Consider the following 12,963-nt stretch of genomic DNA (forward strand, 5'->3'; position numbering starts at 1 on the left):
ATGCCACGCGTGCTGAATCCCACTTAAACTGTTTGTTATGTGAATTCAACCACTTGCCGGCTTTAAGTAAAACACCTTAACACCTTCACCTTGATTTTCAGTGGTAATTTCACACCCTTTAATTAATTCGCCTATTTCCGTACGGTTTGACATGTTTCCAAACCCATCATCGATGTATAAGTTTACATCATATGGATTGATTACTAGTTTATATGAAACACCTACCTCTGGTATAAAGGAAAAAATAGGCTGAGAATATCGTATGGTCACTCTGTTTGCATCATAGTAAGAAACATAATCTAAAGGTAATGACAAATAAACCTTCGAATCTGATTTAACTCTTGTTTTCACCACTTCATCTTTAAAATACAGCGGGCCATCTGACTTAGAAACAAACCCTATTAACTTTGCACTATCATAACTACACAACTCATCAGTATGAAAATACACGGGTTTATTAACAGCAATCTTAACTTCTGTATCAATCGTCACATCTGAATATGATTCACCATTTAGTGGCAAGTACTCAGGCTTGGGTAACTCGCATCCCACCAAGCCTATCATTGGAAGAAATAAAGCTATCTTTTTAAACATCTAATACCCTTTTTGAAAATATCACATAACGCCGCGTTAAGGGGTGCAGGCACGCACTACAAAAGCTACCGCACAGCGACTTAATCACTGAACCCAACGCAAACCGAAAATGCCACGCGTGCCAAATCCCACTTAAACGCTTTGTTATGCTTAAGCTTCAATGGGTTACGTTTTCTGGAAACAAGATTAACTCGACTTTGATTCAGAAACAAAAGCCAAAACTTAGAAAACCGAAATGAATCATAGTTTTAATAATCAGACTTCGGATTTTGGCAAAACTGGCTTGGAGTTTAAAAACGAAAAATGGATTTCTGATTGAGCTAACCGCCCTAACCTCGCGCTTGCCCGAAAATTGAATGAGGCAACTCTCTGATTTTCTAGCGCCAAAGAATAAATGTCCGAAAAACAGCGCTCAAAAAAGCCAACTTGCCGACAAACACAAAACTGAAAAGCTGAGGGAACAGAGAAAAACCATAAACCACTGATTTTACTTGATTAAGCATAACGCCCTGTTAAGTAGTGAGGCATGCACTACGAAAGCTTCCGCAACACTACGTAATCACTAAAACCAACGCAAACCAAAAATGCCACGCATGCCGAATCTGCTTGAACAGTTTGTGTAGTGGCATAGTGAATTTGGCCACCTGATTAGAGCTGTTATGATTACACCCGTAGCAGCAGTAGGTGACGAAATGGCAAAGAAAAAAGGACCGAATTTTAGCCCTGAGTTCCGTCTGGAAACGGCTCAACTGGTGGTTGATCAAGGCTACTCCCAGAAGGAGGCCGCCCAGGCAATGGGGGTGGGCTATTCCACGATTGGCAAATGGGTCAGTCAACTGCGAGAAGAGCGTTCAGGCAAGTCTCCCAAGGCCTCGCCCATGACCCCAGAGCAGGTTGAAATCCGCGAATTAAAGAAGCGCATTGAACGGCTGGAATTGGAAAAGGAAGTCCTAAAAAAGGCTACAGCTCTGTTGATGTCGGACTCCATGAACACTTCTCGCTAATCGAGAAACTCAACAAGAGCCACCGGGAAAAGTACCCGGTCGTCTGGCTGTGCAAGGTGTTTGATGTCCAGCGCAGCAGCTACAGGTATTGGTTAAGCCGGGATAAGCGGATATGCCCAAAGGCGGTGCGTTTACACAGCACAATCCGGCAAATCCACCGTGAGAGCAATGGCTCCGCCGGGGCAAGAACCATCGCCGATATCGCTACTGCCCGGGGTTTTGCATTAAGCCGCTACCGTGCAGGACGGTTAATGAAGACGCTGGAATTGGTCAGTTGCCAATTGCCGAAGCATGCTTATAAGAAAGCCAATCAGGAGCATGTCGACATCCCGAATCGGTTGAACCGCCAGTTTGACGTGGTGGCACCTAACCAAGTGTGGTGCGGCGATGTGACCTATGTCTGGACAGGTACTCGCTGGGCCTATTTGGCCGTGGTAATGGATTTATTTGCCCGTAAACCCGTGGGCTGGGCGATGTCGCACTCACCGGACAGCGAGTTGACCAAGCAGGCGTTGAACATGGCATTTGAGCAACGAGGCAGGCCTAAAGGCGTGATGTTCCACAGTGACCAGGGCAGTCACTATACCAGTCGCTCCTTCCGGCAATTGCTGTGGCGTTACCAGATAACCCAAAGCCTGAGTCGCCGCGGGAATTGCTGGGACAACAGCCCAATGGAGCGATTTTTCAGGAGTTTGAAAACGGAATGGATACCGGAAACAGGCTATCGGAACTTTGCCGAGGCCAAGCTGGCAATCACCCACTATATCCTGGGGTATTACAGCAACGTCAGGCCACACCATTACAACGGTGGCTTGAGTCCAAACGAGTCAGAGCGAAGATACTGGCTTAACTATAAACCCGTGGCCAGTTTTACTTGACCACTACATTGTTAGCTTAAATTTCAGCATCTTAGATTAACCAAATCCGAGATTAACCTGATTTGGGAAGCCGGCAAACTGCCTAAGTTTTAAAACCCGAATTGACTCAAACTTTGTGGCCGTTCATTTGCTTTAAAAACCAGTAAATTCTGAAAACTCGTTTTCGCAAAACTCAAAGCGAAAGCGACACTTCCAAAGCGACTTTGCACCAAACTTGCTAACCTCGGTTAAGCCCAAAAACTCAATTGAGGCAGCAACTCAAAACTCGCGTTGGCAAACAATGTTGATTTGCCGAGAAACCGAAACGAGCTGCCAAGGGAAGAAAAAACAGGCTGCAAACAATTGATTTTCATTGTTTTAAAGCTAACGCCCTGCTAAGGGGTGAGCAATGCACTACAAAAGCTACCGCACACCAACTTAATCACGAAACTCACCGCATGCTAAAAATGCCACGCATTGCGAATCCCGCTTAAGCAGTTTGTTAGCTTAAATTTCACCACCTGAGATTTACCAAACTTGAGATTAAACCGATTTAGAAAACCTACAAACCACTTGAGTTTTGAAACCCGAATTGGCTCAAACTTTGTGACCTTTCATGCGATTTGAAAAACCGAAAATTTTGAGAAGTCACTTTCGGAAAACTCAAAGCGAAAGCAAAACCTCCAAAGCGACTTTGCGCCAAACTTACTAACCTCGCGCAATCCCAAAATTCAATTGAGGCAACAGCTCAAAACCGCATTGGCAAACAATGCCGATTTGCCGATAAACCGAAACGAATTGCCAATGGAAGAAAGAAAAGACCACAACCAATTGATTTTAATTGTTTTAAGCTAACGCCCGCTTAAGTGGTGAGCAACGCAATACGATGTTACAGCACACCACCTAAATCACTAAGTTTACCGCAAACCACAAATGCCACGCGTTGCGAATCCGTCTTAAAGCGTTTGTTATGCTTAAGCTTCAATAACTTACGTTTTAACAGAACCAAGATTAACTCGGCTTTGATTCACAAGCAAAAGCCAAAACGTAGAAAACCGAAATGACTCATAATTTTGAAACTCTGGCTTTGAACTTTCGCAGCTAAAACACAAAAACCTGAGATCAAATCTCTGATTGAACCAACCGCCCTAACCTCGCGCTTACGAGAAAACTGATTGAGGCAATTCTCTGAATTTTCACCGCCAAAGAATGAGTGTCCGGAAAACAGCGCCTACTGAAGCCAACTTGCCGACAAACTCGAAACTAACAAGCCGAGGGAACAAAGAAAAATGATAAGCCACTGATTTTTCGTGATTAAGCATAACGCCCTGCTAAGGGGTGAGCAATGCACAACAAGAGCTACCGAACAGCGACTTAATCACAAAACCCATCGCATGCTGAAAATGCCACGCATTGCGAATCCCGCTTAAGCAGTTTGTTAGCTTAAATTTCAGCACCTTAGATTTACTAAGCCAGAGATTAACCTGATTTGGAAAACCGGCAAACTACTTGAGTTTTGAAACCCGAATTGGCTCAGACTTTGTGACCTTTCATGCGATTTGAAAAACCGAAAATTTTGAGAAATCACTTTAGGAAAACTCAAAGCGAATGCAAAACTTCCAAAGCGACTTTGCGCCAAACTGGCTAACCTCGCGCAGCCCCAAAATTCAATTGAGGCAACAACCCAAAACTCGCATTGATAACCAATGCTGATTTGCCTAAAAACCTGAACAAACTGCCGAGGGAAGAAAAAACAGGCTGCAAACAATTGATTTTTATTGTTTTAAGCTAACGCCCTGCTAAGGGGTGAGCAATGCACTACTTAAGCTACCGCATACCAACTTAATCACAAAACCCACCGCATGCTAAAAATGCCACGCATTGCGAATCCCGCTTAAGCAGTTTGTTAGCTTAAATTTCAGCATCTTAGATTTGCTAAGCCCGAGATTAACCTGATTTGGGAAGCCGGCAAACTGCCTAAGTTTTAAAACCCGAATTGACTCAAACTTTGTGACCGTTCATTTGCTTTAAAAACCAGTAAATTTTGAAAACTCGTTTTCGCAAAACTCAAAGCGACTCTTCCAAAGCAACTTTGCACCAAACTTGCTAACCTCGGTTAAGCCCAAAAACTCAATTGAGGCAGCAACTCAAAACTAGCGTTGGCAAACAATGTTGATTTGCCGAGAAACCGAAACGAGCTGCCAAGGGAAGAAAAAACAGGATGCAAACAATTGATTTTCATTGTTTTAAGCTAACGCCGCGTTAAGGGGCGCAGGCACGCAATACAAAAATGACCGCATGACAACTTAACCACTAAACCCAACGCAAACTGAAAATGCCACGCGTGCCAAGTCCCTCTTTAACGCTTTGTTATGCTTAAGCTTCAATGACTTACGTTTTACCTAAACCAAGATTAACTCGACTTTGATTCACAAACAAAAACCAAAACACAGAAAACCGAAATGACTCATAATTTTGAAAATCAGACTTTGAACTTTGGCAGTCAAAACTCAAAAACCTAAGATCAAATTTCTGATTGAGCCAACCACCCTAACCTCGCGCTTGCCCGAAAATTGACTGAGGCAACTCTCAGAATTTCCAGCGCCAAAGAATAATTGTCCGGAAAACCGCGCCCACTGAAGCCAACTTGCCGACAAACTCGAAACCAACCAGCCGAGGGAGCAAAGAAAAGCCATAAACCACTGTTTTAGAATGATTAAGCATAACGCCCTGCTAAGGGGTGAGCAATGCACTACGAAAGCTACCGCACACCGACTTAATCACAAAACCCACCGCATGCTGAAAATGCCACGCATTGCGAATCCCTCTTAAGCAGTTTGTTAGCTTAAATTTCAGCACCTTAGATTGACCAAACCTAAGATTAACCTGATTTGGAAAACTGGCAAACTGCCTGAGATTTAAAACCCGAAATGACTCAAACTTTGAAGCATTTTATGCGCTTTGAAAACCCGAAAATTTTGATAGATCACTTTCGGAAAACTCAAAGCGAATGCAAAACTACCAAAGCGACTTTGCACCAAACTTGCTGACCTCGTACAATCCCAAGATTCAATTGAGGCAACTGCTCAAAACTTGCATTGGCAAACAATGCTGATTGGCCGAGAAACCAGAACAAATGGCTAAAGGAAGAAAGAAAAGACCACAACTAATTGATTTTAATTGTTTTAAGCTAACGCCGCGTTAAGGGGCGCAGGCACGCAATACAAAAGCTACCGCACAGTGCCGTAACCACTAAACCCAACGCAAACTGAAAATGCCACGCGTGCCAAGTCCCTCTTTAACGCTTTGTTATGCTTAAGCTTCAATGGCTTACGTTTTACCCAAGCCAAGGTTAACTCGACTTTGGTTCACAAACAAAAACCAAAACGTAGAAAACAGAAATGACTCATAATTTTGAAAATCAGACTTTGAACTTTGGCAGTCAAAACTCAAAAACCTAAGATCAAATTTCCGATTGAGCCAGCCGCCCTCACCTAGCGCTTGCCCGAAAATTAACTGAGGCAACTCTTAGAATTTTTAGCGCCAAAGAATAAGTGTCCAGAAAACAGCGCCCACTGAAGCTAACTTGCCGACAAACTCGAAACCAACCAGCCGAGGGAGCAAAGAAAAGCCATAAACCACTGTTTTGAAATGATTAAGCATAACGCCCTGTTAAGTAGTGAGGCATGCACTACAAAAGCTTCCGCAACACTACGTAATCACTAAAACCAACGCAAACCAAAAATGCCACGCATGCCGAATCTGCTTGAACAGTTTGTTAGCTTAAATTTCAGCATCTTAGATTAACCAAATCCGAGATTAGCCTGATTTGGGAAGCCGGCAAACTGCCTAAGTTTTAAAACCCGAATTGACTCAAACTTTGTGGCCGTTCATTTGCTTTAAAAACCAGTAAATTCTGAAAACTCGTTTTCGCAAGACTCAAAGCGAAAGCGACACTTCCAAAGCGACTTTGCACCAAACTTGCTAACCTCGGTTAAGCCCAAAAACTCAATTGAGGCAGCAACTCAAAACTCGCGTTGGCAAACAATGCTGATTTGCCGAGAAACCGAAACGAGCTGCCAAGGGAAGAAAAAACAGGCTGCAAACAATTGATTTTTATTGTTTTAAGCTAACGCCCAATTAAGGGGTGACCAACGCTACCATCCAACCTAAAGCATTACACCGTAACCACTAAAATTGAAGTAAAAGCAAAAATGCCAAGCGTTGGGAATCCCTCTTAAATTGTTTGTTATGAGTACATTTGGTACTGAACTAAAAGACTACTAAGTGTAAAAACGACACCAAAGTTAAAACCAAATTTTGCGTACCACATAGGGACGGTAGTTTGACCACTTTGTTCAGTTGGATTTTGTGCGACCAACCAGACCCCGTAAGCCCACCCAAGAACATTATGAGTAACATAAAAAACAGGAATTAGTCTCTGCCAATTTTGAAACTCCAAATTAAATAAAGCGACTATTGAGACAATTATCCATAGAAACTCTATAGTCGTCGTAACTATAGAAAACTGACCTACTTTGATAACACCAGAGTTTTTTATGACTAGATAACCATCATAAATGACAACCAGCCCAACAATAACACTAATACCTAAATACACTTCTAACATTGCTTGTACTCATAACGCCGCATTAAGGTGTGAGCAACGCTACCACGAAACTTAACAATGACACTGTAAACACGAGACCCAACGATGGAATGAAAAGTGCCAAGCGTTGGGAATCACTCTTAAATGCTTTGTTATAAGCCTAGCCTCTGTACAAAGTGACTATGTTTTGCTCTATAAAATCGATCACATCACCTCTTCTTAAACCATCAGCTTCAATGCGAGGGTCCGGGCCAATTTCAGTGACTTCACCTTCAAACGAGTCGTCTAATACATTAATTATTCGGACTTTAACTTCAATATCTCCAGCCTTAAGCTTAGCGTGCTCACCAACTTCTATGTCACTATCCATATCAACTGGAACTGTTCCAAAGTAAGTTAATGGCCCACCAACATCATCCCATTCCATTTGTATTTCCTTACAGTTATATATTTATTCATTTAAAAACCCATTCAGGTTACAACACCCAAAACTGTAATTCCGAGATCGTACTCACTTCCGACGGAATCAAGGCTAGGGACATACTTACTGGAAGTCACTTTAAAAAGTTAGCACTAAGCTATTGTAGAAATTGGCTTATAACGCCGCGTTAAGGGGTGCAGGCACGCACTACAAAAGCTACCGCACAGCGACTTAATCACTGAACCCAACGCAAACCGAAAATGCCACGCGTGCCAAATCCCTCTTAAACGCTTTGTTATGCTTAAGCTTCAATGGGTTATGTTTTAATAGAACTAAGATTAACTCGACTTTGATTCACAAACAAAAGGCAAAGATTAGAAAACCGAAATGAATCATAGTTTTAATAATCAGGCTCGGATTTTTAGCAAATCTAGTTTGAAGTTTGAAACCTAGAAATGGATTTCTGATTGAGTCAACCGACCTAACCTCACACTTGCCCAACAATTGATTGAGGCAACTCTCGGAATTTTTAGCGCCCAAGAATGGATGTCCAGAAAATAGCGCTCACAAAAGTAAACTTGCCGACAAACACCGAACTGAAAAGCCAAGGGAACAAGGAAAAACCATAAAGCACTGATTTTGCGTGATTAAGCATAACGCCGCGTTAAGGGGCGCAGGCACGCAATACAAAAGTGACCGCATGACAACTTAACCACTAAACCCAACGCAAATTGAAAATGCCACGTGTGCCAAGTCCCGCTTTAACGCTTTGTTATGCCTGTGCCAAAGTTTTCAATGAATTTGGGACAATAACTTTATGGATCGGCGCTACGACAAGCATGTAAGCTTTGCCAAACAAGTTGTGGACATGCACTACAGTTGTCGCATGAGCAGTGACTTTGTCACCTTTTACGTCCAGCAGAAACGACACTCTCACATCGAGATGCTTATCGCTGTCCTCCAGAATAATTTCATGCTCTTCGTTACTTACGAGCGTGAAGATACCTATCCGTTCGCCCACTTTGACGTCATTAACACCGGCCTCTAAAGTCGCATCCTGAAATCGACCTAAATGCTTCAGGCCGAACATCGATACAATACGGTTTCTCATTTCCATTAAGAAAGAAACCCAGCGCGGTGTTTGCTTGGCGATTTCAAGATAAACATCAAAAGCTGTCTGATTCGTGTATGGGATCTCACGAGAGAAACTGTCAGCAAAATAAGAGCCTTGCGTATAACTATAAAGCTTTGAATGCTTTGGGATAGTCATGTATTTCTCCTAAAAGGCATAACGCCCTGCTAAGGGGTGAGCAATGCACTGCAAAAGCTACCGCACAACGCTTTAATCACAAAACTCACCGCATGCTAAAAATGCCACGCATTGCGAATCCCGCTTAAGCAGTTTGTTAGCTTAAATTTCAGCACCTTAGATTGATCAAACCTGAGATTAACTTGATTTAGAAAACTGGCAAACTACCTGAGATTTAAAACCCGAATTGACTCAAACTTTGTAGCAATTCGTTTGCTTTGAAACCTGTAAATTTTGATAACACACTTTCGGAAAACTCAAAGCGAATGCAAAACTACCAAAGCGACTTTGCACCAAACTTGCTGACCTCGTACAATCCCAAGATTCAATTGAGGCAACTGCTCAAAACTTGCATTGGCAAACAATGCTGATTTGCCGAGAAACCAGAACAAATGGCCAAAGGAAGAAAGAAAAGACCTGTAGTGGCATAGTGAATTTGGCCACCTGATTAGAGCTGTTATGATTACACCCGTAGCAGCAGTAGGTGACGAAATGGCAAAGAAAAAAGGACCGAATTTTAGCCCTGAGTTCCGTCTGGAAACGGCTCAACTGGTGGTTGATCAAGGCTACTCCCAGAAGGAGGCCGCCCAGGCAATGGGGGTGGGCTATTCCACGATTGGCAAATGGGTCAGTCAACTGCGAGAAGAGCGTTCAGGCAAGTCTCCCAAGGCCTCGCCCATGACCCCAGAGCAGGTTGAAATCCGCGAATTAAAGAAGCGCATTGAACGGCTGGAATTGGAAAAGGAAGTCCTAAAAAAGGCTACAGCTCTGTTGATGTCGGACTCCATGAACACTTCTCGCTAATCGAGAAACTCAACAAGAGCCACCGGGAAAAGTACCCGGTCGTCTGGCTGTGCAAGGTGTTTGATGTCCAGCGCAGCAGCTACAGGTATTGGTTAAGCCGGGATAAGCGGATATGCCCAAAGGCGGTGCGTTTACACAGCACAATCCGGCAAATCCACCGTGAGAGCAATGGCTCCGCCGGGGCAAGAACCATCGCCGATATCGCTACTGCCCGGGGTTTTGCATTAAGCCGCTACCGTGCAGGACGGTTAATGAAGACGCTGGAATTGGTCAGTTGCCAATTGCCGAAGCATGCTTATAAGAAAGCCAATCAGGAGCATGTCGACATCCCGAATCGGTTGAACCGCCAGTTTGACGTGGTGGCACCTAACCAAGTGTGGTGCGGCGATGTGACCTATGTCTGGACAGGTACTCGCTGGGCCTATTTGGCCGTGGTAATGGATTTATTTGCCCGTAAACCCGTGGGCTGGGCGATGTCGCACTCACCGGACAGCGAGTTGACCAAGCAGGCGTTGAACATGGCATTTGAGCAACGAGGCAGGCCTAAAGGCGTGATGTTCCACAGTGACCAGGGCAGTCACTATACCAGTCGCTCCTTCCGGCAATTGCTGTGGCGTTACCAGATAACCCAAAGCCTGAGTCGCCGCGGGAATTGCTGGGACAACAGCCCAATGGAGCGATTTTTCAGGAGTTTGAAAACGGAATGGATACCGGAAACAGGCTATCGGAACTTTGCCGAGGCCAAGCTGGCAATCACCCACTATATCCTGGGGTATTACAGCAACGTCAGGCCACACCATTACAACGGTGGCTTGAGTCCAAACGAGTCAGAGCGAAGATACTGGCTTAACTATAAACCCGTGGCCAGTTTTACTTGACCACTACAACCACAACCAATTGATTTTTATTGTTTTAAGCTAACGCCCAATTAAGGTGTGAAGCACGCAATACCGATGCTGCTGCATATCGCCTTAATCACTAAACCTAACGCATAGTAGAAATGCCACGCGTGCTGAATCACTCTTAAATTGTTTGTTATATTCGTCTATTTTCAACTGCAATGGAGAGAAGGTATGCTTGAACGAAAGCCAGTAGCCCAATGACTAGTGGAACTATAAACGAGAGCGAAAAGACAAAAATGTAAATACCCGACATGAATAACTTATCCAGAAAGCTATCACTATGGCTCCACCCTGCCTGATGTCCATCAGCAAACAGGCCCAATGCCCCAAAATAATATGTAAAGTAAATCCCAAACGACTTGTGCCAAAAGTTTTGTTGTAAGTCTCTGACGGTATAAACAGATATAAGAATAGCCAAAGCTACACCAAAAACCAGATATAAATAATCCACAGGGTATTGCGATGCCGTCACAAAAAACTTACCCAACGAGATTAGCCATACTATGGAAAAGCCAGCCAAAAGTGTAAACAGCGTATTCTTAACTATCAATGTTTTCATACAATTTCCCTCCGGAAATGAGTATGCAACATGAACCCCAATGTTCGGAACGAAAAAGCAAGTTCAGCGAGACAGTTCAAACTTCAGCCGAAAGAATATAACGCTGCGTTAAGGGGCGCAGGCACGCACTACAAACGTTACCGCATCACACCCTAACCACTAAATAAACTGCAAGCCAAAAATGCCACGCGTGCCAAGTCCCACTTGAACGCTTTGTTATGCGCCTTGCATCCAAGCTCAACTAATACCATAATTAGGTATCTATTGGTACTGAGGACTAAGTTATGGCTAAGAACACTAGTATTACTTTGGGTGACCATTTTGACGGTTTTATTGCTAATCAAATCCAAAGCGGCCGCTATGGCTCTGCAAGTGAAGTTATTCGTTCTGCTTTACGTTTACTTGAAACCCAAGAAACTAAAATGAACACTTTACGCCAGTTGCTTGTTGAGGGCGAAGAAAGTGGAGTTGCGGATTATGACCTTGATTCGTTTATCAATGAGTTAGATAGCGAAGAGAGAAAATGAGACCATTTCAGTTAACTAACAAGGCGAAATCTGATTTAAGAGATATAGCCTTGTTTACCTCTCGACGTTGGGGTCGCGAACAGCGAAATATTTATCTAAAACAGTTTGATGACTCATTTTGGCTGTTAGCCGAAAATCCTGACATTGGTAAAGCCTGTGACGAAATTCGCGATGGCTACAGAAAGTTTCCACAAGGAAGCCACGTAATATTTTATCGTCAGATCGGCAGTCAAAATATTGAGATTATCCGTATCCTTCACAAAAGCATGGATGTGAATCCAATTTTGGGCGCATAACGCCCTGTTAAGGTGTGAGCAACGCAATACCAGAGCCTCCGCATACCACCTTAAAAACTAAAACCAACGCATAGTAAAAATGCCACGCGTTGCGAATCACTCTTAAACAGTTTGTTAAGTTTCATATTCGTTGGTATTAAATTCTTGCAATGCGGCTTTTAAATTTGCAAACAGTGGCTCATAGTTTTGTCTCAAGGTGTTGGAAAAATCTGGATTTTCACCACAAAACTGAAATAGAAATAGTGAACGCATTTCAGCAAAAGTGCAGAGATCAGAAATAGACCGAGCTATATGCGCGGCTTTAACCCACGCTTGTTCTTCTGTCGTACGTACACATCGCTCCCACACCATAGCAACACCGTCACCATCTTTATGGATAAGGTGACTACTCATCCCGTAGTTATAGCCTAGATGGATCAAAGGATTAAGCCTCGCATCATTAGACTTGCTAAACTCTTGTATGATGTGGCTAAACGACCACTTTTGTTCTAGCAGTTTTCGTTGCTGCTTATTTGTATCACCTCGAATACTGTCCACTTGTTCTGGTTCTAGTGTTAGATCTTGAATTGAAATCCAATTATGCATATCTTGTGGGTCGACTTCTGCTAGCAAAGAACTCGCACGATCACTTCGTTTAATAGCAGAATAACTGGGAAGAATCTCCCAATATTCATTAACTTTCGTTAGCACTTCCTCTTCAGAGCCATTCAGCATGTAAATGTACTTGGTAACACCTTCAATTATCGTACGGTTAATAATTTCAGCATCCCACTCTTGACCGTGCTGCAACAAAATAAGTGAACTCTCTGAGCTAAAGTGACAAGATAAGTACAACTGGGTAGTTACAAACCTAACCATGGGATGCATGTTTTGAAAATCTTTATCTAGAAAAGGTTTGCAATGATCAAAGTGCTCACCAATGAAATGGCTAGCCATTGCAACCCAAGATTTAAACCTATCGTCCATAGTTACCTCTTGAAACTTAACGCCGCGTTAAGGGGTGAGTGCCGCATAAACCAAGTTTCCGCACACCACTTTCACCACAAAAATCACCGCAAACCAAAAATGCCACGCGGCATGA

10 protein-coding genes are annotated in these 12,963 nt (G+C 43.3%); 4 read left to right on the forward strand and 6 right to left on the reverse strand.

Annotated elements, in window-relative coordinates; genetic code table 11:
• Window positions 1-45: 45 nt before the first annotated feature.
• Window positions 46-594: a hypothetical protein gene (locus tag EWA64_RS02060; protein ID WP_061893436.1), complete on the reverse strand. Its 549-nt coding sequence runs from the start codon at window positions 592-594 to the stop codon at window positions 46-48.
• A 692-nt stretch (window positions 595-1,286) separates the two neighbouring features.
• Here EWA64_RS02060 and EWA64_RS02065 point away from each other — a divergent pair.
• Window positions 1,287-2,476 (forward strand): IS3 family transposase gene (locus tag EWA64_RS02065; protein ID WP_439655067.1). Its coding sequence is split into 2 segments (ribosomal slippage): window positions 1,287-1,554 and window positions 1,554-2,476, totalling 1,191 coding nucleotides; the frame shifts between segments, so codons are not numbered across the junction.
• A gap of 4,228 nt (window positions 2,477-6,704) precedes the next feature.
• Here the strand turns inward: EWA64_RS02065 and EWA64_RS02070 are convergent.
• The 3 genes from EWA64_RS02070 to EWA64_RS02080 form a co-directional block, all read right to left on the reverse strand.
• The gene (locus tag EWA64_RS02070; RefSeq protein ID WP_038969941.1) at window positions 6,705-7,085 is read right to left on the reverse strand and encodes a hypothetical protein; all 381 of its coding nucleotides are present in this window, start codon (window positions 7,083-7,085) and stop codon (window positions 6,705-6,707) included.
• 139 nt (window positions 7,086-7,224) lie between these two features.
• Window positions 7,225-7,491, reverse strand: a complete 267-nt coding sequence (locus EWA64_RS02075; protein ID WP_061893145.1) for a hypothetical protein — start codon at window positions 7,489-7,491, stop codon at window positions 7,225-7,227.
• A 766-nt stretch (window positions 7,492-8,257) separates the two neighbouring features.
• Window positions 8,258-8,755 carry a DUF2867 domain-containing protein gene (locus tag EWA64_RS02080; protein ID WP_061894908.1) on the reverse strand — a complete coding sequence of 166 codons (498 nt, stop codon included), beginning with the start codon at window positions 8,753-8,755 and terminating at the stop codon, window positions 8,258-8,260.
• Window positions 8,756-9,286: 531 nt separating this feature from the next.
• On the opposite strand from EWA64_RS02080, the gene EWA64_RS02085 reads away from it, so the two are divergent.
• Window positions 9,287-10,476 (forward strand): IS3 family transposase gene (locus tag EWA64_RS02085; RefSeq protein ID WP_439655067.1). Its coding sequence is split into 2 segments (ribosomal slippage): window positions 9,287-9,554 and window positions 9,554-10,476, totalling 1,191 coding nucleotides; the frame shifts between segments, so codons are not numbered across the junction.
• Window positions 10,477-10,633: 157 nt separating this feature from the next.
• Here EWA64_RS02085 and EWA64_RS02090 read toward each other — a convergent pair.
• Window positions 10,634-11,059, reverse strand: a complete 426-nt coding sequence (locus EWA64_RS02090; protein WP_061893176.1) for a hypothetical protein — start codon at window positions 11,057-11,059, stop codon at window positions 10,634-10,636.
• 284 nt (window positions 11,060-11,343) lie between these two features.
• On the opposite strand from EWA64_RS02090, the gene EWA64_RS02095 reads away from it, so the two are divergent.
• Window positions 11,344-11,586 (forward strand): type II toxin-antitoxin system ParD family antitoxin, encoded by a 243-nt coding sequence (locus EWA64_RS02095; RefSeq protein ID WP_011080384.1) that lies wholly within the window; start codon window positions 11,344-11,346, stop codon window positions 11,584-11,586.
• Complete coding sequence (locus EWA64_RS02100) at window positions 11,583-11,882, forward strand: type II toxin-antitoxin system RelE/ParE family toxin (protein ID WP_017420621.1); 300 nt, start codon at window positions 11,583-11,585, stop codon at window positions 11,880-11,882. Before EWA64_RS02095 ends, EWA64_RS02100 begins: the two co-directional genes overlap by 4 nt.
• 114 nt (window positions 11,883-11,996) lie before the next feature.
• Here EWA64_RS02100 and EWA64_RS02105 read toward each other — a convergent pair whose 3' ends face one another.
• Window positions 11,997-12,848, reverse strand: a complete 852-nt coding sequence (locus EWA64_RS02105) for a DUF5677 domain-containing protein (protein WP_061893177.1) — start codon at window positions 12,846-12,848, stop codon at window positions 11,997-11,999.
• Window positions 12,849-12,963: the final 115 nt, after the last annotated feature.

This window comes from Vibrio cidicii, assembly GCF_009665415.1.
GTDB lineage: Bacteria > Pseudomonadota > Gammaproteobacteria > Enterobacterales > Vibrionaceae > Vibrio > Vibrio cidicii.